This is a genomic window from Candidatus Villigracilis sp. (assembly GCF_057083605.1).
Map to the genome: position 1 here is coordinate 11,478 of NZ_JBXMTI010000079.1, position 25,933 is coordinate 37,410.

The window sequence follows — 25,933 nt, forward strand, 5'->3', positions numbered from 1 at the left end:
TCGAGGACTGATGTCTATCTTTGACGGTAAACGGCTTACGAACGAAACTTTTAAGTTGGATATTGAACGCATGCGCCGCGGCTGGTACTCGGATAAATATTTCGAGAACATTAACCGCATGTTGATCGCATTATCAAAAGGCGGATACAGCTATTCAGGTCATTTTCATAATTTGCCGCAGGGCATGTCACCTGACAATATTGCCGTGGGTGATATTGAAGTAGAGATGCAATGGTTCACCCGTAGAATGGGCAAGACCACCGTGGTGGGTGTGGATAAAGCTCTCGCCATGCTCAGGCATTGCACAGGGTATTTCGATGGCGATAAATTCATGGATACCTCCAACAAGATTCAGGTCTGGGCGGTGCATGATGGTACGACCGTCAAATATGATGGCGATCCGACCATGATCCAACCCGTCATCAAGGTGCGCGGACGGTATCGTGACTTTGCCCTGCTCGAAACTCCAACGCTTGGCATCCTCACCAGGTCCAGCCGTGTGGCGACAAATGTTTATGAAACGCTGGTGGCTTCGCGCGGCAAACCTGTTCTCTTTTTCCCTGCTCGGTTTGACGTGCATGAAGTGCAGGCCGCGGATGGGTATGCCTATAACATTGCCCTGCAAAGATTTAATAAGGATCATGCACATGACCTGGGGGCCTTTGTCTCCACCGATGCGCAGGGTGACTGGTGGGGCGGCGCAGGCGGGGGGACAGTTGCTCATGCTGCGATTGCCTCTTTCCTAGGCGACACAGCCGAAGCGATGATGCAGTTCTCGCATATTTTGCCCGCGAAAATCCCACGTATTGCGCTGGTGGATTTTAACAATGATTCCGTCCGCGATACGTTGCGTGTATTAGATTCGATGTTTGCAAAGTATCGTGAATTGATGGATGCAGGCCAGAAGGAAGAAGCCGAGAAATATAAATTGTATGGCGTGCGTTTGGATACAAGCGGAAGCCTGCGCGACGTGTCTGTGCAGCCCTTGGGCGAGCCCGCTTTGGATTTGGGTGTTAATCCGCGGCTGGTGTTTAACGTTCGCCAGGCGTTGGATCATGCCTCAGAACGCTGGAACCTGCCCGAGGCGTGGAAGGAAGCGGCGATGGAGTTTTGTCGCAGTGTGAAGATCGTTGTCTCGGGCGGATTCAATCCAGAAAAAATTCGCAAGTTCGAAAAGCTGGAAGTCCCCGTGGATATTTATGCGGTGGGTTCGTATCTGTTCAATAATGGGAATTCGACCACCACCGATTACACGGCTGATGTGGTGCGCGTGAAAATTCACGGCGAGTGGATCGATATGGCGAAGGTGGGGCGCAAGGTGGGGGAGAACGAAAATTTGGAGAGGGTTTGGTGAATGCAATGGATGAAAGATGAAACAGGGCTGCCAATCTCGGCAGTCCTGTTTTGTTAAGTAAGTTAATTGCCACTTATTTCCCCTATATATGTTTTGATTGTATCTGCGTTACCTCCTTCCTTGGATTGATAATAATAGTGCGTGGTATCAATCCACGACAGAAAAAATCCGCCAACAGGAACAGGCGGGCTTCCATCCACTGAGCCAATAAAACCAGCAGGTGTGTTTGTGTTAGAAACAAAATGTTTGCTGTCTGGGCTCCATACACAGTTATACAGAGGCCATCCATTTTCTTCAAATGCTTGTGTGTGGCCATTGTTTAGATTTCCAAGATAATGCCATGTTGAATAGTAGCGGCTTTCTATATCTTTACCTGCAAATAATATCCAATTTCTGTCTGGGGAAATGCTCGAATTGTCGCCAAATTCACTTATGATAGTTCTATCAAGTGGTATTTGAGTTGCTGTGCCGTCTAGTATGTAGCGATAGACGGTATAAGTTGAAGGTGGTGTTGCCGGTTCGCTGTATTCACCATCGGATGCAAGAATTACTATTATTCCGCTGGAATCTGGAAGCCAATATTGTTTTGGTAAGTATTCATCGGGTTTTGTGCGCCAGTAAAGGATTGCATTTTGATATGCGATATGGCCGTCGAGAGGACCTGAAGACACGTGGTATATATCTATGTGTCCTGAGTTTGCAACAGATATATATCTTCCATTAGGGGAAACTTCAAAATTACGCTCCTGCATGGTGTTTCCGCTCAACCCTGCGAGAAATCCATCGATTTTCCCTGAATCTGTATCTATACTGTAAATACTAACTGTGCAATCAGAAGCGTTGTATAAAAATTCATGTGGATTACAAAGATAAGTATTAAAAAGCAAAAAGTGAGTGCCGGGTATAAAAATCAGAGATTTTATTTCACCTTGCCCAAGAACGGGAAGTGATTTGCTGGTTATGATCAACTGCTCACCGTTTCCATCCGTGTTGATTGAATATACGTTGTCGTTGTTTTCTCCGCGATAGAATGCAATCTTCTGTCCATCATCTGAAATAATGGGGTCTCGATCTTTTCCAGCATGGGTTAATTGTATTGACCGTCCTACACTGCTTTGAAAATATACATTACCATTTTCTATATAGACTCTATCCTTATTCATTATTGTTTGAGTGACAGGGGTTCTGATTGGCGTTGCAAAAGCGTTTTGAGTCAACCAAGATTCAATCACATCTTTGTTAACCAAGGGTGTGGGAGGCGATGTTGGTTGGTTTCGGGGATCAAAAGTTGAAAAAGGCATCAGAGTCAATGTTGGCAAAACAGTTGGCGACTCAACAACTGGTGTCACGGTTACAGTAGTTGGGATGGATGTCACTGGCGCTGATGGGGCAGTTCCACAGGCAGACACGAGTACAAGAATGACGACCCAGAAATATCGGTATACGGTTGATTTTATTTTCATTGAAACCCTCCTTTGGCTTTTCTAACAAGGATTGGTTGATTTTATCGGTGTGGATGTGTTGTTAATGGCCTTATCCGAATCTTCCCATAATGTAATCTTCAGTCTTCTTTTGTTTTGGCGTGGTGAATATCTTTTTGCCTTCATCGTATTCGATCAACTCGCCTTGTAAAAAGAATGCGGCCTGATCGGCAGTGCGTGCGGCTTGTTGAATGGAATGTGGCACAAGAATCACCGTATATTCCTTTTTCAATTCCTGTAGGGCAGCTTCTACTTTGCCAGTTGAAATGGGGTCGAGACCCGAGGTGGGTTCATCCAGCAAAACGATCTCTGGTTGAAGTGCAATGACGCGCGCAAGGCAAATGCGCTGCTGTTGCCCGCCTGAAAGCGCGATGGCAGGGTCATCCAACCTATCTTTCACTTCCTCCCAAATGGCGGAGAGTTTCAAGCTTCGTTCAACGGCTTCATCCAGCTTTGATTTGCGCTTCTCGCCCGCGAGTTCCAGCCCATAAATTACATTTTCACGAATGCTCATCGGCAAGGGGACGGGTCGCGCAAAGACCATGCCCACTTTACGGCGTAAGGCAACCACGTCCACTTTGGGGTCGAGGATGTTTTCTCCATCGATCAAAATTTGACCTGAACTGGCCTTGACCTCGGTCAGATCGTTCAAGCGATTAAGACAGCGCAGTAAAGTGGACTTCCCGCCTCCCGCCGGACCGAATAAAACTGTCACAGCGTGTTCACGGATTCCCATGCTGATACCGCGCAGTGACTCAGTGCCGTCGGAGTATTGGAGGGAGAGGTTTTCGATGATGATTTTGTTCATTTCATAAATACTCGGTGGTCGAGTAGGGCTGAGCGATAGCGAAGCCCGTATCGAGACCACGATATTAGAGAGATTATTCTTGAAATAGGTGGTCTCGATATGCCTTGCGAAGAACGCGCAAGGCTACTCGACTACCGGAGCACACTGCTACCATTGCCGCCTCGCTCTCGCCCGCGAACGAATGACTGTTGCGATGACATTCATGGTCAAGACAAAGATGAGCAATACCAGTGCTGTGCCGTATTGAATTTGGATTGGCATTTCAGGGACTTGCGTTGAGATCACGAAGAGGTGATATGGCAAGGCCATGGTTGCATCAAATGGAGATTGCGGCAGGCGTGGCAAGAAGAAGGCTGCGCCTGTGAAAAGAATGGGAGCAGTTTCACCTGCGGCACGCTCCAAGCCAAGGATGACACCAGTCAAAATTCCAGGGAGCGCTTCTTTCAGTACGATGCGGCGGATGGTCTGCCAACGGGTGGCGCCAAGGGAAATGCTGACCGTACGAAAAGCTTGCGGCACGGAACGAAGTGCCTCTTCCGCGGTGCTGATGATGACGGGCAAGGTCATGATCGAAAGTGTGAGTGATGCGGCCAGAATAGATGTGCCGAATTGCAGGAATAAAACGAAGAGTCCAAGCCCGAACAAGCCATACACCACTGAAGGAATTCCTGCCAGGTTGATAATCGCCAGGCGGATCATCCGAGTCACCTGATTGTCTTTGGCGTATTCCGCAAGATAGATAGCAGCAGCAATTCCAAGCGGGACGGAGAAGATGGCTGTGCCAATCGTCAGATACAAAGTGCCGATGATTGCTGGCAGAATTCCACCTGCGCGCATTCCGTCATGCGGGAAGCCTGAAAGGAATTCAAATGAAATAGCGGAGCTGCCTTTGAATAATATGAAGATGATCGTGCCCACGATGGGAAATACAGTCGCCACTGCTACGAGTGTGATGAGGCTAAAACCGAGTCTTTGAACAAGGTGTCGATTGCGGGATAAAAGTTTTATCATGTCTTATTAGCACGGTGGTCGAGTAGCCCGAATGTTCTTTGAGGGCGTATCGAGACTACCGATTTTCTAGGAAAGTATCCTCTCCGCTCTCTTCTTTGCGCGGAAGACCACTGAAGAGGCGATGATATTCACAACCAATGAAATGATGAAGAGCACCATGCCTATAAAGAAAAGTACATGATAGTGCGTACTGCCATTTGCAACTTCACCCATTTCTGCGGCGATGGTGGCGGTCATGGTGCGGACAGGGGAGAAGAGACTGCCAAGTTTTGTGGCTAAGACGGGCGCATTGCCTGTCACCATCATCACGGTCATGGTTTCGCCGATGGCGCGGCCAACGCCGAGCATGATGGCGGTTAGCACACCTGACTTTGCAGCAGGAAGTGTCACGCGCCAGATCGTCTGCCATTGAGTTGCACCTAGTGCCCAAGCACCTTCACGGTAGGCACGCGGGACAGCATCCAAAGCATCTTCGGCAACAGACACGACTGTTGGCACTGCGATCCCACCCAACAGCAGGGATCCTGTAAAGGCTGTCAGACCAGTTGGCAGGCCCAGAAAGACGCGCAGAAATGGCGAGAGGACGAGTATGCCAAGAAATCCCAACACCACGGAGGGAAGTCCGCCAAGCAATTCCACAAGTGGCTTTAAGATTTCACGCATCCAACGCGGGGCAATCTCGGAGATGTAAATGGCGGTGCCGATCCCAAATGGAACGGCGATAAGCGCCGCGCCGAGGGTAACGATCAGCGAACCCGTGATTAGCGGCAAAATCCCAAAATGATCTTCGATGGGATACCAGCGAATGTTGAGCAGCGACGAGGCGTCCACTTCGCTGAGGGTGGGAAGCCCCTCGCGCAGGAGAAAGAAAAAGATAAGCGCGACGAATATGATGGCTGAATAGCCAGAGGCTTGTATAAGTCTGGTGATGAGAAATTCACGAAAGGATAAAGATTTTTCCATAATTCTCCACATGTCATTGCGAGGAGCGCCCTTGCTCTTTGCGACGAAGCAATCTCCAATAACGTGAGGGAGATTGCTTCGGGTTGTCGCCCTCGCAATGACATCATTTTAGGACAGGCACAAAGCCCAAATCTGCAACGATCTGCTGCGCTTCATCAGAAAGGATCCAATCAAGATATTCTTTAATAATTCCTGTTGGCTCACCGTTTGTGTACATATAAAGATCACGTGCAATGGCATAGGATTTATCGTTGACAGTATCAATGGAAGGCAGCACATATGGCGCGCCTTCTTCTTTTGCAATACCGATCATTTTCAAATCGTCAGGCACGTACCCCAGGCCATCATAACCGATGGCATTCGGGTTATCGCGCACTTCCGAAATGATTCCCTCCGATGAAGGAAGCAGCAAGGTATCCATTGAAAATAAAGTTTTATCTTCCTTGCTTCCCAGCCGCAGAACGGTCTCCAAAAAATAAACATGCGTGCCAGAATTTGTTTCGCGCGATAGTTTTACAATAGGGCGGTCTTCGCCTCCCACCTCGCTCCAGTTGGTGATCTTGCCGCTATAAATATCTGCGATCTGTTGAAGAGTTAATTCGCTGACAGGGTTTTCTGGGTTTACGATCACCGCAATCGCATCACGCGCGATAATGTGCTCAACGGGTTCGATCCCCTTTGATCGTGCCTCTGCAATTTCTTCATCCTTGATCTGGCGCGAAGCATTCGCCAAATCCACCGTGCCATTGATCAACGCCGCAATTCCCGTGCCTGAACCACCGCCCGTTACAGAAATGCGCACGTCGGGATGTTCAGCCTGATATGCCTCAGCCCAAGCCAGCGCGAGGTTGACGATGGTATCTGAGCCTTTGTTTTCGATGTATTTTGTGGATGAGGTGGAGGTGGTTTGCGATGCAGTGGAGCTGCAGGAGGTGAGAAGGAAAGTGGAAAGAAGAAAGAAGATGGCAATACGTTTCATTGGGGTGGATTATAGCCGTTGGTAGACAGGGAAACAAGTACACAAGTTCAATCAACCAGAGACTCGCTTCGGACTCACTCTAAACTGTTCCTGCTCCAATTGGCATTCTTTCCTCTTTCATCTTTCTTTTCCATTTCATCCTTCATCATTCATCCTTTACCCTTTCTGATAAAATCACCCCATGCCCACAGACCAATCTACATTCTCCGTCCAAAACCTGGATTTTTACTACGGCACATCCAAGGCCTTGTCACAGATCAATCTTGAAGTTCAGCCGCAAAAAGTGACGGCGTTGATTGGCCCCTCAGGCTGCGGGAAGTCCACATTTTTGCGTTGCCTCAACCGCATGAATGACACCATTTCAGGCACTCGTGTGGAAGGGAAGATCCTTCTCAAAGGCGAAGACATCTATGGCGAAGATGTGGATGTGGTCAACCTGCGTCAACGGGTAGGCATGGTCTTCCAAAAGCCGAATCCATTTCCGCAATCCATTTACGACAATGTGGCCTTCGGCCCCCGTGTGATGGGCATGGAAGTGAACCTCGATGAAGTGGTGGAGAAAAGCCTGGTCGCCGCTGCCTTGTGGGATGAAGTAAAAGATGATCTGAGGTCAGACGCAATGGGGTTGTCTCTGGGTCAACAGCAAAGACTATGCATTGCGCGTGTGGTGGCTGTGCAGCCTGAAGTCATTCTGATGGATGAGTCCACTTCCGCGCTGGACCCTATCGCTACCCTGCGCGTGGAGGAGCTAATCGCAGACTTGAAGAAAGATTACACGATTGTCATTGTTACACACAATATGCAGCAAGCTGCACGCGTATCAGATTTCACGGGTCTGTTCTGGTTAGGGGAATTAGTCGAGTTCGCGCCCACCACTCAAATGTTCACAACCCCCAAAGAAGAATTAACCGAGGCATATATTACGGGCAGAATGGGATAAGTAGTTAGGTAGTTTAGTGGTTCGGTAGTTTGATAGTTTGATAGTTACTGTATTAAATCAAAACGAGTGGACAAAGACTCGCCTTATCCACTCGTTTTACGTTTCACGCATTACGTGTTACTTCTTCTGGCCTTTCCAAAACTCATCATCACTGGATTTGATCTCGGCAAATTCGCCTGTGGCAATGAATATTGTCCGCTCGCAGATGTTCGTGACGCGGTCCGCGAGGCGCTCCAGGTTATGAGCCACCCATAGCAACCAGTTTGCACGCTCGATCGATTTGGGGTCCTGAATGATGAACATCATCAACTCGTGATAGATCTGGTTGTAGAGCGCATCCACTTGATCATCTTCCACGGGAATGGCCTTCGCAGTTTCCACATCTTCGTTAATAAAGGCGGATAACGCACGATGGAGCATGTCCGTGCCAATCTGTGCCATGCGCGGGATGTCGATCAGCGGCTTGAGCAAGGGTTCCTCGCCCATGCGGATGTTGATGTTCGCGATACCTTTTGCGTAATCGCCCATGCGCTCCAACTCGGAGATGATCTCCATGCAAGAAGCCAGCAGACGCAAGTCATGTGCCATGGGCTGCTGTGTGGCGATCAGGATCATCAACTGATTCTCGATCGCGAATCGCTTTTTGTTGATCTCTTTATCTTCGGCAATAATCTTCTCGGCGCCCTTGATATCGCGTTTCTTTAACACTTCCACCGAGGCAATGATGGCATGTTCCACCATTGAGCCAAGCAGAAGCACTTCATCTTTTACCTGTTGTATCTCATGTTCAAATGTTTTACGGATCATAAGGCCTCTTTTCAAAACGACTTCCGGAGTCTGATTGTACTATTTTTTTGGTGTAATGCCTTGTTGGGTCAGCCAAAAGCGCAGGCGCTGCTCAATTTGGTCGCGCACGCGTCGGGTGGGGTCGAGGCGGGTTGCTTCGTCAAATTTTGCGGGGTCATCGAAGGGCCAGTGTTCGTGAGTCCCCATATTGAGAAAAACGGCAGGGCAGTTCTCCTCGGCATCCGCACAGACAGTGATGACATGCGCGAAGACAGCCTTGCCAAGATACTCCATCACGGATTTTGACCACTGACTTGAAATATCAATGCCCACTTCGCGCATCACCTGCTGGACCTCGGGCAGGATCCTGCCCTTCGGCTCTATGCCTGCGCTGAAAACTTCAAATTCATCCCCTGCCAATGTGCGCAGAAATCCTTCTGCCATCTGGCTGCGAGCCGAGTTGCCGGTGCATAGGAAAATTACTTTTGGTTTGTTCATCTTGGTTCCTTTTTCGTCCTGAGCGGAGCCGCGCGCAATTTTGCGGCGTAGTCGAAGGACATGCGCTTCGACTACATAAGCGCGAAGAGCACGCCCTCATTCCGCTCGGCGCGAATTACCCAAACCTTCCCGTTACATAATCTTCGGTGCGTTTGTCTTTCGGGTTGGTAAATATCTTTCTGGTCTCGTCAAATTCGATCACGCCGCCTGAGCGGTTATCGTCGATCATCATCATGGCCGTGAAATCGGAAACGCGCGCGGCCTGTTGCATGTTATGTGTGACGATGATGATCGTGTAGTTCTTCTTCAACTCCTGCATCAGTTCTTCGATGCGCAGCGTGGAGATCGGGTCAAGCGCCGAGGCGGGTTCATCCATCAGGATGATATCAGGTTGGATGGCGATGGTGCGCGCAATGCACAGGCGCTGCTGCTGCCCGCCCGAGAGTTCATAGGCGCTCTTTCTGAGTTTATCCTTCACTTCATTCCAAAGCGCCGCACTGCGCAGGGATTGCTCCACAAGTTCATCCATATTGGCTTTGTAGCCATTGATGCGCGCACCCCAGGCAATGTTTTCATAGATAGACTTGGGGAAGGGATTTGGCTTTTGAAAAACCATGCCGATCTTGCGGCGTACTTCCACGGGGTCAACTTCCTTGCTGTAGAGGTTTTGTCCATGCAAAAGGATTTCGCCGCTGACGTAGCTATTTGGCACGAATTCATTCATGCGGTTGAAAGCCCTCAACAAGGTGGACTTGCCGCATCCCGATGGGCCGATGATGGCGGTGATCTTTTGTTTTTCGATCTTTATGTTCACTTCGCTGACTGCAGCGAAACTGCCATAAAAGATGAAGAGGTTTTTTGTTTCGATTGCGTATTCTGATGTTTGAATATTTTGCATTTCTACACTTCCATTTTTATCCACAGATTTCGCAGATTATGCAGATAAAAAATCTGCCCGATCTGCGTAATCTGTGGATGTCTTAGTACTTCCTCTGAAAACGATTACGGAGCAGGATGGCTGCTGCATTCAAGGTGAGCAACAGGACGAGCAGGACAACGATGGCCCCCGCAGCGATGGCATGAAATTCAGATTGTGCGCGGGTTGTCCATTGATAGATCTGGATTGGCAGGGCAGTGAACTTGGAGAACGGTCCGCTGGGGTCTACACTGATAAAGGTAGATGCGCCCACCACAATAAGCGGCGCAGTTTCACCTAAAGCGCGGGAAAGAGCCAGAATGCTGCCTGTGAGAATGCCTGCAATCGAGTTTGGCAAAACGTGATACCAGACCGTCTGCCATTTTGTTGCACCTACACCGTACGCGGCCTGGCGCAAAGAATCAGGCACGGCTTTGATGGCCTCTTGCGCGTTGATAATGATCAGCGGCAGAACCAGCACACCCATGGTTAACCCAGCGGAGAGGATCGTGCGTCCGTTTGAATCAGTGACGCCGAACATGCTTCCGCTGGTGAGTGGCTCCAATGCGCGGACGAAGATCGCCAACCCCAACATGCCATACACAATGCTTGGCACACCCGCCAGGTTATTGATATTCATTTGAATGATGCGCGTGAACCAGTTCAACGGCGCATATTCCTGCAAGTAGATGGCCGCGCCTGTACCGATTGGCAGGGCGAAGAGAAGCGCGATTCCCACCAGCCATAATGAGCCTAATATAGCGGTGCGGACTCCAGCAAACTCCGCTTTGGATGACATGGGCGTGACCAGGAATTGCGGTGTAAGCCAGGAACGAAATTCCAAATTTGCATCTGGGTATTTCCGCGCAACTTCTGCGCGGATCTCTGCCCTGCGGATGATTGACTCTGTCATGCGCCAGGTTTGTTTGACATCGATCTGAACCAGGCGTTCGAGGAATAATGTATATAGATCCGCCTGCGAGCGGGTTTCCATGGCCTGCTCATTATCTAATTTTTTGAACGCACCAGATGAAAGGTTTTTCTTTAGTATGACGAGCAATTCATCCTTTTCCAAATCCGATAGGGGCGTGGAAGTGAAAGTTGTGGGGTCTTTTTTGTATTCAAATGCAATATAGCCAAAGGCCCCATCGATCACGTTATAGAGCAGAGCTGTCAGGCTGATAATGGCGATCAATAAACCCGAAAAGAACAACACCTGCCAAATGGATGCAATGCCATAGCGGTTCTTCAATGCGAAACGGAAGGAGTTGCCTTCAGGGTAATGCTTATGATTCAAGTTCATTCGTATCTCTCCCTGAATCTGCTCACGATCTGCTGGCTGATTAGGTTCAGCACCAATGTCACTAGGAACAGCATCAATGCAATCGCGAAGAGACTGGTGTAATCAATCGTGTTATAGGAAAGGTCACCGCCGCTGATGCGTGCGATATGTCCCGTCATCGTTTCAGCTGCCTCAAACGGATTGAAGGTGAAATTAGGCCCCGCACCCGCTGCCACTGCGACGATCATGGTTTCGCCAACGGCGCGGGAGATGCCGATGATGAGCGCCGCGCCAATGCCTGACAAAGCCGCGGGCAACACGACCTGGATACTCGTCTCAAATTTGGTTGCACCCATAGCGTAGGCTGCTTCCCGCAATGAACGCGGCACGGCACTCAGCGCATCCTCGCTCATGGAGGAGATGAGCGGCAGGATCATAATTCCCATCACGATGCCCGCAGAGGCCATGTTGTAGACTTGCACCACATCCCCAAATATTTTTTGTAAAATCGGGGTCATGAAGAGTAAGGCAAAGTAGCCATACACAACAGTTGGGATGCCTGCGAGAATTTCGAGAATGGGTTTTAACGCTGATCGTGCCCGGGGGGAGGCATATTCACTTAGAAACAGAGCAGATGCAAGCCCAAGAGGAAGCGAGATTAGCATCGCGATGAAACTAGTGATGAGGGTTGAAGTCACAAGTGACCAAATCCCGAATTGACCGATGCCAGGCTGCCAGCGCGTGGTTCCGAAGAATTTTGCAAAAGTCACATCGGGGTCGCCAAAGAAAAGCCAGGCTTCCTTGCCGAGTTCGTAAACAATCGCAACGGTGGTAAAGATGGACAAAATCCCCGCTATGAAAAGCAGGGCCTGGATCACATCTTCGCCGATGCGCGGTTTTTTACGCAGGTCGAAATTTTTGAATTGATGATTTTTCAATTCCTACATCCTTTCATCCTGAAGGCGGATGGAATGTGTTTTACAGCGTAAATGGGCTGGCCTCTGAAAATGAGGCCAGCCCTCTTTCATTTTGTTGATCGATTAGTTACCGGTGGCTGTCATCCAGGCATCCATTGCGCCTTGGAGATCAGCTTCAGGAGCGGGGAAGTAACCCACATCCACGATATTGTCGTTGACGTTGCTCAGATAGAAGTAGATGAACGCGGCCACCTGGGGTTTCTCAGCCATAATCGTTGCATCGGAGTAGATAAAGAGCGGACGAGCGAGCGGGTAGGTCCCATCGTCCACGGTGGTCTGGCTTGGTTCCACATCGTCAATCGCTACGGCTTTCAAGGCACCTTGATTCTCGTTGTAATATGCGAAGCCGAAGTAACCGATGGCATAGGGACTGCCTTCTACGCCTTGAACGAGGACGTTGTCATCTTCGGAGAACTGCGCGCCTTCGAGGGCGAGCAGGGCCTCTTCGGCAGCGGCGAGATCTGCCTTGCCATCAGCTCCAAGGGTTACAGAGCCGACCACAGATTCGATGAAGTAATCGAATGTGCCGCTGTCTGCGCCGGGGCTATAGATGCCAATGGCTTCGGCAGGGTAGGAGGGATCAACCTGGTCCCAGGTGGTGATCTCACCCTTGAAGATCTGGCCGAGCTGTTCTTTGCTGATGGATGTGAGGAAATCATTTTCAGCACTTACAACTACAGCGAGGGCATCTGTGCCAACGCGGAATTCAATCGGCTCGCGGCCAATGGCGGCACAGGCTTCCTTCTCGCTATCCTTGATAGCGCGGGAGGCATTTGCGACATCAGATTCGCCAGCGACACAGAAGCGTTCAAAACCAGCGCCTGAACCGATGCTATCCACGGTGATATTGCCGGTATAGCCTTCCTGTTGGAAGAGTTCGGCCATCCGCTCTGAAAGCGGGAATACGGTGGATGAACCAGCGGTGATGACGTCACCAGAAACGGCGTCTGGGGCATACATTGCCATCGGGTCTTCAGCGGGGGCCTCAGTGGCTGCAGCAGGAACTTCGGTGGCTGTAGGTTCAGCAACTGGTGTTTCGGTGGCGGGTGCACCGCAAGCCGCGAGCAAAAGGCTCATGGCTGTCATTACAAACATTAACGAACGAACAATTTTGGGCATTTCTCTATTTCTCCTTGTTATGTTTTTACGTTGTGATGGTATCAGTCGGGTCTTAAGGTCAAGGGAAGGATTGGTTAACGTCTTGTTAAATATTCTGCTCGTCATTGCGAGCCGCCGCTCTTGAACTTCGGCGGCGAAGCAATCTCTTACATAACGGATGAGATTGCTTCGGGTCGAAAGGCACCACCCTCGCAATGACGGGTAAAATATCCTCATGAACAAAACTCCCTTTTCCCTCGCTCCTGAATATCGTGACTATGTGTGGGGAGGAGCGAAACTCCGCCCTGAGATTGTTCCAACCGCCGAGGCGTGGATCATCTATGCCGGCAACCGCGTCGCTTCTGGACCTTATGCTGGGCGCCTCCTTTCGGAATTGGCAGAAGACTTCGGGACAGATTTGCTCGGCTCCCGCGCCATGGCGCAGACCGGGAAGCGATTTCCTGTCTTAGTCAAGATTCTGGATTGCGCTCAATGGCTGTCATTACAAGTCCACCCGAATGATGAGCAGGCGAAAAAACTGGAAGGGGAGGCAGCCTTCGGCAAGACCGAGGCCTGGCATATATTGGAGGCAGAGCCCAATGCCAAGTTGATCGCAGGCATGAAACCAAATATCACAGCTGAGATATTGGCTGATTCAATTAAGAACGGAAAAATTTTAGATACTGTTCAATCGATTGAAGTGAAAGATGGAGATACATTGTTCATAAGCCCAGGCATGATCCATGCGCTGGGGCCTGGGTTGCTAATTTATGAAATTCAACAGACATCGGATGTCACTTATCGAGTCTATGATTGGGGGCGGCCCGAAACAGAGACTCGCAAACTGCATATCGATAAGGCATTGGCAGTGTCAAACCCAAAGGCAAGCACCTCTGTTTTGCAAATGCCGCAAGTCAACGATGGCGAGGTCAAGACTCTGACTCAATGCGATTATTTCAAATTGGAAATGATTTTTGCTGAAAAGAAAACCATCGCGCTGGATACGTTGGCAGAATCCTTTCACGGGTTGACCGTGATCGAAGGACAGATTCAGGTATCGGCGGAGGGGGAGGCGTTTGTCCTCAATAAATTTGAAACGCTTTTAATTCCCGCAATTTGTGGCGCGTATCAAATCAGGCCTTTGAAAAAGAGTCATGTGTTAAAGGCGAGTGTGTAACTCTTAGTCATCCGTCATTGCGAGGGCGCACTTGTTCTTAGCCCGAAGCAATCTCCTGATCATGTTGGAGATTGCTTCGGGCTACGCCCTCCTCGCAATGACGATAAAATTTATTCTTCCTGCCACTTCCAGGTGCTCACATCGGATAAGGCGCGATAGGCAGTGAGATCAAGCTGTAGCGGGGTGACAGAAATGTAGCCTTCAGATAATACACCGACATCCGTTCCAGATTCAGGCACGCCCGTGGGGGCGTCGCCGCCGATCCAATAATAGGGACGATTGCGCGGGTCGATGCGCTCATCCAGGCGGCTGTGATAAACGCGCAATCCCTGGCGGGTGACTCGAAACCCTTTGATCTCGCTTTGTTCCAAAAAGGGGATATTAACATTTAACAAAGTGTCAGGTGGAAGACCGTGCGCGATAACGTTTCTTACGGTAATGCCTGCGGCTTGCGCGGCGGGTCCAAAATTAATTTGACCGATGAATCCTTCGGGGACTTCCAGTGAAACAGCCACGCCCGGAACCCCTGCGATCACTGCTTCCATTGCGGCGGTGACGGTTCCCGAATAAGTGACATCATGCCCCAGATTCGCGCCTACATTAATCCCCGATACAACCAGATCGAATTTCTCTTTGAAATATCCAAGCGTGGCAAGCGCCACACAATCTGAAGGTGCGCCGTCACTGGCAAAGGCTGGTGTGCCATCTTCGAGACGGAACTCACGCACACGCAGCGCGCGGTCCAATGTTTTGACATGTCCGCTGCCAGACCAGTTTCTGTCCGGCGCCAGGATGGTGACGTTGCCGAACTTTTTCATTTCCTGCGTGAGAGCCAGCAGACCTGGCGCGAGCACGCCGTCGTCATTTGTAACTAAAATTTGTTTTGTCATTTATTTGATTTCCTCATTATTCAGTCCCTCAATTTTATCCTAACCTCTTGCATAAGTATCTGTAGGTTGCCACCATACTCCCGTTGTGTCATGCTGAGGGGCGTTCTTCCCTACACCACCGTAGGACGGTGTGCCCCGAAGCATCTCTGACACCATGAACGGAGACCCTTCAGTCGCGGAAAACACGCTCCTTCACATCGTCCCGATGTCCTTCGGGAGGGTGACACGTTTCTTCTTATTCCAAGGTAGCAACTTAGGTTAGGTATCTGTAGGAGGTTTGTAACCCGCCAAAACTCAGATCTCAAAGGAGCGTCAGGCTGAAAGCCTGACCTACATGCTTTTATTCGCGCCATTTGTACATTCGTGTAATTCGCATTAAGCTTTTCCCGACTTTGCAAAAGCTGTGGCGCGGGCATTTCCAGTCATGCGCACCAAGGCGCTTTCAACATAACGATAACCCCAATTGCTGATCACGCGGAAGGCGCTCCATTCATTTTGTTTTCTAACTTTGGTTGTCCGATCTTTCAAGGCTTTTAGCAAATCCATTGCAGTGCGGCCTTCAAATTCCGTTGCGCCGAAGCCGATGGTGTCCAGCACATGCGCATCACTGTTTCCTGTTTGGGCAATATTCAATCTGTTTGCAAAGATGCGCGCGTAGTGATTGCTGACACGGTCAATCGAAGTTCCATTATATGCTTCGATGCCGATCAAGGTCTCCGCCACTTTGGGGTTACGCAATGCTTTTAAGATGCATCGAAAACTCAGGCTCGTCATGCCCATTCCGCCCGCCATGGGATGCGGCGCAATGCAGACGCCGCCAAGCTCACGAACTTTCAGAACAGTATCTATTAATGACAACCCCGCGTCCACTTTTTCGGTGATGAATAAAGCTAGCAGGTCGCCATCGGCGGTGGTGATCTCAACTCCTGGGATTACCTCCACACCATAATGAGGCGCGATCTTTACGGCTTCCAATGCGCCGCCAATTTCATCGTGGTCGGTGATCGCGATCACGTCCAGGCCAATTTCCCGCGCGCGTCGTAAAACAGCAGGGACAGTGGCCGTACCGTCATAACTGTAGATTGTGTGCAAGTGTAAATCTGCAAGTCCCATTCAAACTCCATTTCTTGATGATTAGACAAAACATCCGCAAAAAAGTTTCAACCTGCGAACGTATATTTTTTATTTCTCTGAGTGTAATCAATCGTTATTAAGAACATATCAATAGGATGTGATAATCTTGTTAACGTCAATAATGGATAAGGGAATGTGTCATGTTAAGCGCCGCTTTTCAGGCGCGAAGTATCTCGTGACTTACTTTCGAGACCCTTCAGTCGCTGAAGACCGCTCCTTCAGGGTGACACAAAGAAAATCCACCCGCCTGAGAGGGCGGGTGGAAAATAAAGGAGGAGGAGAAAGATAAGTTACGCGCGGCTTTGCTTTTGCAAAAACTCACGACGCTTGCGAGTTGCGTCTATGGTGAAGACGGTCAGCAAAGAGAGAACCAATGTAGAAGCTAAAGTTTCCATACGCAGATGATACATCAATGTTTGCATTCCGCACTTAAGAACCAGTTAACATCTGGTAAACAGTTATGCAAAGTAGAAATAGCTCAGGGCGTAGTTGGAATTTCAAAATAAAACGCACTGCCGTGCCCCTCTTCACTCTCTGCCCAAATTTTTCCGCCATGTGCTTCCACGATATGCTTTGAGATCGAAAGCCCAAGCCCCGTTCCTGAACCTGTGCGGGATCGATCCACGCGATAAAAGCGTTCAAAGATACGGGATAAACTCTCCGCTGGGATTCCGACTCCCGTATCCCGCACAGCGCATCTTACCCCGCCGTTTACTTCTTCTGCTCCGAGGATTATTTCTCCACCTGGCTTTGTGAACTTGACCGCATTGTGAATCAGATTCACAAGCACCTGCTCCAAACGCGCTTTGTCCGCGCGGACATGCGGCAGGCCCTCCTCACATACAACGGACAACTTTAATCCTGCCCGTTCGGCTTGCAATTTCATTCGGTCAGCGGCAGAAATAAGTAATTGCTTTGGAGATACAGGCGCAAGCACAAGTTCCACCTGCCCCGACTCGATGCGTGAAAGGTCGAGCAACTCCTGCGCCATTTGGGTGAGCGCGTCTACTTCAGTGGAGATTCGGCCCAGGAAACGCGGACCAGCTTCAGGGTCCAATAGAGCGCCGTTTTGTAATGTCTCGGTTAAAGCTTTGAGTGATGCGAGAGGAGTCCGCAGTTCATGTGACACATTTGAGATAAAGTCACGCCGCACGGTTTCGAGTTTACGCACGCGGGTTAGATCCTGCACGAGCAAAAGACTGCCGCCTTCATGTGTATCAGGGATGACGAACAATTGCAAAAAATGACGCCGCGCTGGCAATTCAACAGATTCGCTTTGCATCTCGCGGGTTTGTTGACAGCGCCGCCAAGCCTCAATCAACTGATGATTACGCATCACTTCAGCAACACTATGGTTGATAGGGTCGTTCATATCGAATAGTTTGCGGGCCGCAGGGTTCGCAAATTGAACCTGCCCGCTTTCATCTGCGATCAGCACACCATCGGTCAATTGCTCAAGCACAGTGGCGAGACGGGCGTTTTGAGAGTCGAGAGTTGAAAGCTGGAGGTCAAAGGTCGTTTTGAGTGAGACAATTGCGTTTGATAAATTCTCAAGACCTTTTAAATCAGTAGGGAGATTCTTCGGTTGACTGCGAATGAGACTCGCATAATCATTCATACGTCTCTTTACATCATAATATCGCCACGCAAACCAGGAAGCGATGACAATAAAAATAATGCTCAGCGACCAAAGAAATGAATTCATTATGACTTTCGACGTTTGACCTTTGACTTAGTGCTCAGCCTTCAAACCGATACCCGCCACCCCTCACCGTCACAATGCGGACTGGGTTGGCAGCGTCTTTTTCTATTTTTTGGCGAAGCCATCTTATATGAACATCCACCGTGCGGCTGTCACCGATAAAATCCCAGCCCCAGACTCTTTCCAGCACAAATTCACGTGAAAGCATTTGTCCCTTGTGTTCAGCGAAGAACAGGAGTAATTCGTATTCTTTGGGTTTGAGTTGGATGGGCTCGTTGTTAAGTATCACTTCACGGCGCGTGAGGTTGATGGTGAGATTGCCAAAATTTAGAGTCTCATGCTTCATTTCTGAAACGTTGTTTTGCCCCATTTCCTCACGCAGCATACGCGTGCGCCTGAGTTGTGCCTTCACCCGCGCCAGTAACTCGCGCATCGAAAAAGGTTTGGTCAAATAATCATCTGCGCCCACTTCAAGGCCAACGACGCGGTTAATTTCATCGTCACGTGCGGTCAGCATGAGAATGGCGGTGGTCATCTCCTTGCGAAGGATGCGCGCCACTTCAAAGCCATCCATTTCAGGGAGCATGATATCCAGCACGATCAGGTCAGGCTTCATCCTTCGAGCGGATTCCAATGCAGAGCGCCCATCTCCAACAGCCTCAACGGCATAGCCTTCTTTTTTCAGGCTATATGCGAGAGTCTCTTGCAGGGAGAGTTCATCTTCAACGATCAATATTGATTCAGTCATTGGTTGTGAATATACCACTAAAGAAATTTAACTCTGTTAAGGGTATGTTAATGGCAAATTGGTTGCAAACGTTATTCCATTGTAATGTCTCATCGCGTAAACACGAGTAAAATATTCTTCATTACCAACATCAGAGAACCTATGACAGAATATCATTACAAATGGACCTGGGATCTAACCGCCTCCCCCGAGGCGCTCTGGCCGCTTGTTTCGGATACGAACCGCTTCAATCGTGATACTGGCCTGCCGCCCATGCAATTGCTCGGCATAACCAATGGCGTAAGGCGAGTGAAGTTCAAAGTGCCAATCATCCAGGTTGAATGGGAAGAGGAACCTTTCGAGTGGACCTATCCCTATCGCTTCGGGATTTTGCGCCGCTTCCGAAAAGGTCCGCTGGCAGAAATGCGCGTAGATTGCAAACTTGAACGGCTCGTTCCCTCAGGCACACGCATTGTTTATGATGTATGGGTAAAACCTAAAAATATTTTGGGGGAGATTGCCATTCCGCTCGCGATAGGTATTGTCAGCGAGAAGAGATTTGGTAATGCCTTCAGGCTTTATGACCGCATCGCTTCACACGGCGGCTCGGTCTTGATCGTCTCAAAGGGTAGGAACCTCTCCTCGACTGGACACGCCAAGTTCAAGCTGCTGAGCGAGCGGTTAAAGTCTCAGGGTGTGAAAGAGGATGTGCTTGAACATCTTTATGAATTCCTTCACCGCGCAGATGATCTTTCCATTCAGCGCATGAGACCTTACGCACTGGCAGATGGATGGAGCTTGCCGCACCGTGATGTGTTGGAAGCATTCTTACGCGCCACACGAATCGGCATGACGGATCTCTATTGGGATTTGCTTTGCCCTGAATGTCGCGGCGTAGCGGAAGATTATGCGCGGCTGGGTGACGTTCATGCGACGGCGCATTGCAAAACCTGTCAGATCGATTTCAATGCGAATTTTGACCACAACGTTGAAGTGATCTTCCGTCCCAACCCATCTGTGCGCGCAGTGGATGCCGCAGTGGAATTTTGTGTGGGCAGTCCGCAGAGGCAGCCGCATATCATATTTTCATTGATCGTCCCGCCGCACGAAGAACTGCCACTATCTACCATGCTTCAGGAGGGACGATATGTATTGCGTGCTTCAGAATTGCCGGGGTCACAATTATTGCTGGCCACAAAAAACGGGCCTGATAAACTTGACCTGCGCGCAATGAATGGCGGCTGGCCTCAAGGCATCGTGCAATTGGGGCTTGAGCCGTATATCCGTTTGATCAACGAAACCGATCAAGCCCAGACCTTTGAACTGGAGCGAACAGCCTGGTCTGATCAGGCCGCTACGGCAGCCGATGTAACCACCTTGCAGGTATTCCGTGACCTGTTTTCAAGCGAAGTGCTGCGGCCCGGTGAAGAAATATCCGTGGGCTCAACCACGCTGATGTTCACAGATTTACGTAATTCCACCAAGTTATATCGTGAGATCGGCGACGCGCCAGCTTTCGGACGTGTGCGTGAACACTTTGAAATATTGGAGCGATCCATTGCCGCAGAAGGTGGTTCCATCGTTAAGACCATGGGCGATTCAATTATGGCGGCGTTCCGCAGCCCTGTGTCCGCAGTGCGGGCGATTTGGAGTGTGCAGAAGCAATTGTCGGTGCGGGGTGAGCCGCCCCTGTCCATCAAGGCAGGCATTCATCATGGCCCATGCATCGTCGTCAACTTGAATGAGCGGTTGGATTACTTTGGTTCCACTGTCAACATTGCAGCGCGCCTGCCGCATTTTTCGGTGGGTGGTGAAGTGATTTTCTCCGAGCCCATTCGCAATGACCCTGAAGTGGTGGAGTTTTTGGAAAAGAACGCATCTCCGAATTCACTGATCCGCTTTCAATCTGAAATTCGTGGATACGATCAGTCGATGGATTTGTGGAGAGTTAAGATGTAAACCACAACCGTCAGAGTTGCAACTCTGACGGTTGTGGTCATTGATTATTATGTGACCTTGTCAAATATCACACTTTTAATCGTGTCACCCTGAGCGACAGCGAAGGGTCTCTCCTCTTGAAAGCATAGACTCTTCGTTCGCAAAGGGCGCTCTCTCAGAGTGACACAGTATCTTGATTATGCAGGTTTATTTGGCTTGCGAGTGAACAGCTTCCAAAGCAACCAGACCAGGAATGCAGGCGGGGCAAGGATAGGGATAACCACCACAAAGATCCAGATGAGGAAATCTACAATACCTTGATATGCACGGATGACAGTTTCCTTTGCATCCTCAAAGGTTTCGCCGGGAGTCCAGGGTTTCGGTTCCGGGGTGGGGGTGGGCAGAATTTCAGGCAGTTCAGGTTCAAAATTGATCGTGATCGTGGAATAGGATGAGCGATCATCCAGATAATTCATGCGTCCCTTGATCTCCTCGATCTGGCGTTCGATCTCGGTCAACTCCGCATTGATGCGCAAAGCTTCGTCCACTGAGGTGGCACTATCAAGAAAGGATTTGATGCGTTCACGTGTGGCTTCAAGGTTGGTGAGTTGTGATTGCAAATCCACAAATTGGTCGGTCACATCTTCGCCTGAGGCGGTCTCATCCAATACTTGAACCGCGAGTCCACGCAAGCGGCTGAGAGTCCGCTCAAATTGCTGGACCGGCACGCCAATCGTGATGGTGGCATATTTATAATTCTCGCCATCATAATAAGCCTGATACCACACCCGGGAGCTAATGATATATCCGCCCGCATCGCCAACAACTTGCGTGACGCGGTCGACGGCATTGTCTGTGCTTTCAACCAGCAACTTGATCTCAGCACTTTTGATGATCATATGCGTGGTGGATGCTACAAGAGCCTCTTCCCCGATGTTATACACGGGCCCTACGGCCAAAGCAGAGGAAGGCTCGACATCCTGTTTGGCAACATCCGCGCCTGATGCACCTTCCGCCAATGGTTCTTCAGCTGCCAGGGGGGCCTCAGCTTCGATTGCATAACGCTCTACAGAAGCCTCGGTAGCTGGCGCAGCTCCACCACATGCACTCAGTAATAGCCCACCTAACAAAACGAACAAAGCAAGTATGTTGACGTGTGATTTCATTTCATCCTCCAATACAATAGAATTTAGGCGTTATGAACTAGACGAAGGATGATATGGAATGTTCCCCCAAAATGGATTGCTCAAGCTTTTGCGCTTCTTTTTCGGACTTTGAGCTGGTTGCTGCTGCGAGATATATTTCCTCCCTTTACACTTTTCTCATCTCCTTGCCTTTATTTCTTTTCCTCCAAAATGATAACGGGTTCGGCCTTCCAGCCTTCCTGGTGAGATCGAAGGACCAATTCCACCAGCTCACGCGGCAGAACGTTTTTCTTCAACGCATCTTCAAGCGGCATCCAGAGTGGAAGATATGTCCCATAAACGGGATCATAATCTCCGTATTCCTCACCTGTGCCAGTGCCAAACTCCCCGCTAAGTTTTTCTGCTAAAAAATAATACTGTGTGTTTTCGTTAAAAAACACTTCGGCTACTTTTTGTTTTATGGTGACGATGATCCCCAACTCTTCCTCAGCCTCGCGGATTGCGGTCTGCTCCGGGCTTTCCCCCTCGTCGATACCGCCGCCTGGAAAGATAAAGTAATGCAGGCCCGCGCGGTGACGTTCGATCAACGCCAGTTTGTTATCTTCGATTAGGATGATGCCAGAGCGGTTTCTCATGTGAGGATTACACGTGTCTTATCTATATCATCATGGATTTGCTCGACCAGGGCTTCGACGGAAGTAAATTTCAATTCGTCACGCAGGCGCGCCACGAACTCGAGTTTCACTTCCTCGCCATAAATATCGCGGTCAAAATCAAGTAGGTAGGGTTCGATACTTTGGATTTTCTTATCAGGTGTGAAGGTGGGGTTAAAACCAACGTTGGTGGCTGCCATGAGTCTTTCATCGCCAACGGTTGCCCAGCAGGCATAAATCCCATTGGCAGGGATGACCTTTTGCTTCGGGTAATCTATATTTGCAGTGGGGATGTTGATCCTGCGTCCGCGGCCATCGCCATGGATGACAGGGCCGCTTAAGTGATAAGGATAGCCGAGAAGTTTTGCCGCTTCTTCCACATTGCCTGTGGAAACAAGTTTGCGTATCTCTGTGGATGAGATCACACCACTTTCATCGCTTAGGGCGCTGATGACTTCAACTGCGTAATCTAATTCCCTGCCTAATTCGGTGAGGCGGGCGGCATTGCCTTCTCGTCCCTTTCCCAATGCAAAGTCATAGCCGATCAGCAGGTGGGTGAGGCCGAGAGTCGCCTTCAGACGAGACATATATTCATGGGCAGTGGCAGTTGACAGGTCCCGTGTGAAGCGTTGGGTGATGACCACATCCACACCAAGCGTCGCGAGCAAATCCGCGCGTTCATCGGGTGTGGTCAAACATCGAATCTCCTTGCCGGTAAGTACGTTGGCAGGGTGCGGATCAAAGGTGAGGACAACGGCTGGCAGGTTATTTGCATGTGCGCCGCTGACAAGCTTGTGGATGATCTCGCGATGCCCGCGATGGACGCCGTCAAAGACTCCGATGGTGAGCCATGAATTTTTCAGGGATGCCGCTTCGAGGGAATGATAATGTTGCATAGTATAAAAAAGCCGCCATGTTATGGCGGCGTAATGTCATTGCGAGGGCGTTAGCCCGAAGCAATCTCCCTTCATGTTATAGGAGATTGCTTCGTCGGGGAAATCACCCTCCTCGCAATGACGTGATATTTAATCTGATGTGAAGAAGACCTTCTTAGGCTGCCATTCGGGTGTGCCGTCTTCGCCTGTGATGAGTTCCATCAAAGCAACAAGTTCACCTTGTGTGCTTACACCACGCACCTTGGTCTCTTTGGGTTCACCAACTGCTTTTACACGATGACCGTGACGCACACCTTCCACTTCATCGGGGTTGAGTTCTATGGCAGGCCAGTCACCCAGCGCTTCGGCGGCAGGGATGAGATATTGATACCAGTTGCCTGCGGTGAAGGCTTCCTGCAATTTCCTCAGCGGCACGGAATCGCGCAATGAGAACCTTCCGCTTTTGGTGCGGCGTAAGCCCACGAGATAGGCACCACAACCGAGTTTTACGCCGAGGTCATTTGCAAGCGAGCGGACGTATGTGCCAGAGGAGCAATGAACATCGATCACTACTTCTGGCGGAGTCCATTCCAGCACTTCAAGATGATGCACGGTGATGGTGCGCGGGGCAAGGTCTACTTCTTCACCTTTGCGCGCCATTTCGTAAGCCTTCCGTCCCTGCACTTTGACGGCAGAGTAGGGTGGGGGAGTCTGTTCAATTTCACCGATAAATGATTTGAGCGCTTCTTCAAATTGAGCCTCGGTGACGGTGAGCGGGTCCTTCGATAAAGTGACCTGGCCTTCCGCGTCGAATGTATCGGTGGAACCGCCCAGGCGGATGATGGCCTGGTAGCGTTTATCTGAAGCTGAGACGTATTCGCTTAGACGTACTGCGGGGCCAACAAGGATAACGAGTACCCCGGACGCGCGTGGATCGAGAGTGCCTGTATGACCTGCGCGGCGTAACCCTGTACCGTTTCTAATAACTTGAACAACATCATGAGACGTCATCCCGACAGGCTTATCCACGACCAGTGCGCCAGAAATAGCATTCTTTATATCTTGGCTGTTCATGTTTTTATCTTCCTCCTTAATGGTTTTTTCCATACTAATTATGACATATTTATCCGAATTTTCAACAGGTGTCATCCGTACATGAGTACTATTCTTGGTTCTTTTTTCTTTACAGATTCAATAATTCGCGGGTTTTCATTAGGACTTCCTTTTGGACTTCGCTTAAACTTCCCTCGATGTCTGCTCCTGCGGCGGCGGCATGGCCCCCGCCTTTAAAGTGTTTTGCAACTGGTGAAACATCCACGCCTGGCTCCAGTGAGCGCCAGGAAATCTTTACATGATTATCACTTTGTTCGACGAAAACCATTCCGACCTTGTTCCCGTCTATGGAAGAGATCAGGTTGATCAGGTCTGCGTCGTCATTTCCACTATATCCCGATGACTTGCGGTCTGCGAGGGTGAGAGTTCCCCAGACAATTCCATGCTTGCTCTCAAGGTTTGAGAGCCCTGCGCCCCAATATTTTGCAGCGTGATAGGTTTTTCTAATAAGGGCACGCATATAGATCTCAGGCATATCTACACCGGCTTCCATCAATGTGGCGGCTTGCCTCAGCGATTCGGGTGTGGTGTTGGCTGTGCGGAAGCCAAGTGTATCTGTGATGATGCCAGTTAATAATGCGGCTGCAATGGGTTTGGTCATCTTTAATCCCCATTCTGGCATGTGGTTGGTGAGAATTGCAGCTGTGGCAACTTCGTCCGCCTCGATCAGGTTTAATTTTCCAAATTTTTCATTGGTAACATGATGATCCACATTAATATCAGGCTGGCCGAAATTTTCGAACACTTTCCCCAGGCGTTTGAAGTCGGCGCAGTCTACTGCTATGAAAGTGTCGTGATCTTCCTTAGGCTCTTTCTGAATGAGGTTGCTGCCTTCGAGATATTTGAAGGAGGATGGAACACCATCTGCGAGGATCATTTGCACAGATTTGCCTCCATCACGCAGGGCCAGGCCCAGTGCAAGTAAGGACCCGATTGCATCCCCGTCTGGTCGAACATGCGAAGCAATGACGATCTTGTTCGCGTTTGCTAATCTATCTTTTATCTCCCCTGTGAGCTGGTTATCCACTATTTCTTGTCCTCCAAAAATTTGCATGTCGTTGCGGTAGCGATGTTTTTTCGCCCTTGCAACGATATAATCTATTTCTTTTCTCTTATCTCTGTCAATATCTTTTCAATATGGTCTGCATGTTCGGGGGTTGGGTCCCAATGGAAGCGCAACCTTGGAAATGCGCGCACCTCTACTCTTGAAGCTAGGGCCCGCCTGATAAAACCAGAAGCAGATTCAAGTCCCGCGAGAACGTCAGGGGCGCGTGAAGCACCCTCCACTGCTGACACGTAGACATCCGCAAAGGCGAGTTCCCTGTCTATCTTTACGTCCGTAACAAAAATTTGTTTTAGGCGCGGGTCGCTTATCTCGCGGATGAGCATCTCTGCGAGTTCCTGTTTTACACGATCTGCAATGCGTTGTAATCGAATTCCTGATGGCATAATTTTTAGGGCGGAGTTTTCACTCCGCCCCCTGTAT

Annotated in this window: 25 protein-coding genes; 4 read left to right on the forward strand and 21 right to left on the reverse strand. The window is 49.8% G+C overall.

All coding sequences use genetic code 11. From position 1 onward, the window contains the following. Nucleotides 1-10 precede the first annotated feature (10 nt). Nucleotides 11-1,354 carry a nicotinate phosphoribosyltransferase gene (locus AC14M5_RS12125; RefSeq protein ID WP_484029927.1) on the forward strand — a complete coding sequence of 448 codons (1,344 nt, stop codon included), beginning with the start codon at nt 11-13 and terminating at the stop codon, nt 1,352-1,354. Between the two features lie 62 nt (nt 1,355-1,416). On the opposite strand, the gene AC14M5_RS12130 is transcribed toward AC14M5_RS12125, so the two are convergent. The 5 genes from AC14M5_RS12130 to AC14M5_RS12150 all read right to left on the reverse strand — a co-directional run bounded on the left by AC14M5_RS12130 (nt 1,417) and on the right by AC14M5_RS12150 (nt 6,596). Then, a complete protein-coding gene (locus AC14M5_RS12130) occupies nt 1,417-2,817 on the reverse strand; it encodes a hypothetical protein (protein ID WP_484029928.1) in 1,401 nt (466 codons plus the stop codon). Nucleotides 2,818-2,887: 70 nt separating this feature from the next. Continuing rightward, nucleotides 2,888-3,643 (reverse strand): phosphate ABC transporter ATP-binding protein, encoded by a 756-nt coding sequence (locus tag AC14M5_RS12135; RefSeq protein ID WP_484029929.1) that lies wholly within the window; start codon nt 3,641-3,643, stop codon nt 2,888-2,890. 147 nt (nt 3,644-3,790) lie between these two features. Next, nucleotides 3,791-4,654, reverse strand: a complete 864-nt coding sequence (gene pstA, locus AC14M5_RS12140; RefSeq protein WP_484029930.1) for a phosphate ABC transporter permease PstA — start codon at nt 4,652-4,654, stop codon at nt 3,791-3,793. Nucleotides 4,655-4,720: 66 nt separating this feature from the next. Continuing rightward, nucleotides 4,721-5,617: a phosphate ABC transporter permease subunit PstC gene (gene pstC / locus AC14M5_RS12145; RefSeq protein ID WP_484029931.1), complete on the reverse strand. Its 897-nt coding sequence runs from the start codon at nt 5,615-5,617 to the stop codon at nt 4,721-4,723. Between the two features lie 103 nt (nt 5,618-5,720). Then, on the reverse strand, nt 5,721-6,596 hold the full coding sequence (locus AC14M5_RS12150; RefSeq protein ID WP_484029932.1) for a phosphate ABC transporter substrate-binding protein: 876 nt from the start codon (nt 6,594-6,596) through the stop codon (nt 5,721-5,723). Between the two features lie 181 nt (nt 6,597-6,777). Between AC14M5_RS12150 and pstB (AC14M5_RS12155) the strand changes: the two genes are divergently transcribed. Beyond that, nucleotides 6,778-7,536, forward strand: a complete 759-nt coding sequence (gene pstB / locus AC14M5_RS12155) for a phosphate ABC transporter ATP-binding protein PstB (protein ID WP_484029933.1) — start codon at nt 6,778-6,780, stop codon at nt 7,534-7,536. Nucleotides 7,537-7,653: 117 nt separating this feature from the next. Here the strand turns inward: pstB (AC14M5_RS12155) and phoU are convergent, their stop codons facing one another. The 6 genes from phoU to AC14M5_RS12185 all read right to left on the reverse strand — a co-directional run bounded on the left by phoU (nt 7,654) and on the right by AC14M5_RS12185 (nt 13,114). Further along, nucleotides 7,654-8,343: a phosphate signaling complex protein PhoU gene (phoU, locus tag AC14M5_RS12160; RefSeq protein ID WP_484029934.1), complete on the reverse strand. Its 690-nt coding sequence runs from the start codon at nt 8,341-8,343 to the stop codon at nt 7,654-7,656. A 39-nt stretch (nt 8,344-8,382) separates the two neighbouring features. Beyond that, nucleotides 8,383-8,820 carry an arsenate reductase ArsC gene (locus tag AC14M5_RS12165; protein ID WP_484029935.1) on the reverse strand — a complete coding sequence of 146 codons (438 nt, stop codon included), beginning with the start codon at nt 8,818-8,820 and terminating at the stop codon, nt 8,383-8,385. Nucleotides 8,821-8,935: 115 nt separating this feature from the next. Beyond that, nucleotides 8,936-9,718, reverse strand: coding sequence for a phosphate ABC transporter ATP-binding protein PstB (gene pstB, locus AC14M5_RS12170; protein ID WP_484029936.1), 783 nt, complete (start codon nt 9,716-9,718; stop codon nt 8,936-8,938). An 82-nt stretch (nt 9,719-9,800) separates the two neighbouring features. Next, nucleotides 9,801-11,039: a phosphate ABC transporter permease PstA gene (gene pstA / locus AC14M5_RS12175; protein WP_484029937.1), complete on the reverse strand. Its 1,239-nt coding sequence runs from the start codon at nt 11,037-11,039 to the stop codon at nt 9,801-9,803. After that, a complete protein-coding gene (pstC, locus tag AC14M5_RS12180) occupies nt 11,036-11,956 on the reverse strand; it encodes a phosphate ABC transporter permease subunit PstC (protein ID WP_484029938.1) in 921 nt (306 codons plus the stop codon). Before pstC (AC14M5_RS12180) ends, pstA (AC14M5_RS12175) begins: the two co-directional genes overlap by 4 nt. A 102-nt stretch (nt 11,957-12,058) precedes the next feature. Beyond that, complete coding sequence (locus tag AC14M5_RS12185) at nt 12,059-13,114, reverse strand: PstS family phosphate ABC transporter substrate-binding protein (RefSeq protein WP_484029939.1); 1,056 nt, start codon at nt 13,112-13,114, stop codon at nt 12,059-12,061. Nucleotides 13,115-13,328: 214 nt separating this feature from the next. On the opposite strand from AC14M5_RS12185, the gene AC14M5_RS12190 reads away from it, so the two are divergent. After that, on the forward strand, nt 13,329-14,270 hold the full coding sequence (locus AC14M5_RS12190) for a type I phosphomannose isomerase catalytic subunit (protein WP_484029940.1): 942 nt from the start codon (nt 13,329-13,331) through the stop codon (nt 14,268-14,270). 110 nt (nt 14,271-14,380) lie between these two features. Here the strand turns inward: AC14M5_RS12190 and surE are convergent, their stop codons facing one another. The 4 genes from surE to AC14M5_RS12210 all read right to left on the reverse strand — a co-directional run bounded on the left by surE (nt 14,381) and on the right by AC14M5_RS12210 (nt 18,744). Beyond that, nucleotides 14,381-15,160, reverse strand: a complete 780-nt coding sequence (surE, locus tag AC14M5_RS12195) for a 5'/3'-nucleotidase SurE (RefSeq protein ID WP_484029941.1) — start codon at nt 15,158-15,160, stop codon at nt 14,381-14,383. 375 nt (nt 15,161-15,535) lie between these two features. Next, entirely contained in the window at nt 15,536-16,273 is a 738-nt protein-coding gene (locus AC14M5_RS12200; RefSeq protein WP_484029942.1) for a PHP domain-containing protein, read from the reverse strand. Nucleotides 16,274-16,772: 499 nt separating this feature from the next. After that, nucleotides 16,773-17,999: a sensor histidine kinase gene (locus AC14M5_RS12205; RefSeq protein ID WP_484029943.1), complete on the reverse strand. Its 1,227-nt coding sequence runs from the start codon at nt 17,997-17,999 to the stop codon at nt 16,773-16,775. A gap of 34 nt (nt 18,000-18,033) precedes the next feature. After that, nucleotides 18,034-18,744 (reverse strand): response regulator transcription factor, encoded by a 711-nt coding sequence (locus AC14M5_RS12210; RefSeq protein WP_484029944.1) that lies wholly within the window; start codon nt 18,742-18,744, stop codon nt 18,034-18,036. Between the two features lie 141 nt (nt 18,745-18,885). Here AC14M5_RS12210 and AC14M5_RS12215 point away from each other — a divergent pair, with 141 nt between their 5' ends. Then, nucleotides 18,886-20,682, forward strand: a complete 1,797-nt coding sequence (locus AC14M5_RS12215) for a DUF5939 domain-containing protein (RefSeq protein WP_484029945.1) — start codon at nt 18,886-18,888, stop codon at nt 20,680-20,682. A gap of 176 nt (nt 20,683-20,858) precedes the next feature. On the opposite strand, the gene AC14M5_RS12220 is transcribed toward AC14M5_RS12215, so the two are convergent. The 6 genes from AC14M5_RS12220 to rbfA all read right to left on the reverse strand — a co-directional run bounded on the left by AC14M5_RS12220 (nt 20,859) and on the right by rbfA (nt 25,896). Continuing rightward, entirely contained in the window at nt 20,859-21,827 is a 969-nt protein-coding gene (locus AC14M5_RS12220) for a DUF4349 domain-containing protein (protein ID WP_484029946.1), read from the reverse strand. 170 nt (nt 21,828-21,997) lie between these two features. Next, nucleotides 21,998-22,441, reverse strand: coding sequence for an NUDIX hydrolase (locus AC14M5_RS12225; protein WP_484029947.1), 444 nt, complete (start codon nt 22,439-22,441; stop codon nt 21,998-22,000). Then, the gene (locus AC14M5_RS12230; RefSeq protein ID WP_484029948.1) at nt 22,438-23,355 is read right to left on the reverse strand and encodes a bifunctional riboflavin kinase/FAD synthetase; all 918 of its coding nucleotides are present in this window, start codon (nt 23,353-23,355) and stop codon (nt 22,438-22,440) included. Before AC14M5_RS12230 ends, AC14M5_RS12225 begins: the two co-directional genes overlap by 4 nt. Nucleotides 23,356-23,484: 129 nt before the next feature. Further along, nucleotides 23,485-24,408: a tRNA pseudouridine(55) synthase TruB gene (truB, locus tag AC14M5_RS12235; RefSeq protein WP_484029949.1), complete on the reverse strand. Its 924-nt coding sequence runs from the start codon at nt 24,406-24,408 to the stop codon at nt 23,485-23,487. Nucleotides 24,409-24,517: 109 nt separating this feature from the next. Continuing rightward, nucleotides 24,518-25,474, reverse strand: coding sequence for a DHH family phosphoesterase (locus tag AC14M5_RS12240; protein WP_484029950.1), 957 nt, complete (start codon nt 25,472-25,474; stop codon nt 24,518-24,520). Between the two features lie 71 nt (nt 25,475-25,545). Beyond that, nucleotides 25,546-25,896 (reverse strand): 30S ribosome-binding factor RbfA, encoded by a 351-nt coding sequence (gene rbfA / locus AC14M5_RS12245; RefSeq protein ID WP_484029951.1) that lies wholly within the window; start codon nt 25,894-25,896, stop codon nt 25,546-25,548. Nucleotides 25,897-25,933 lie beyond the last annotated feature (37 nt).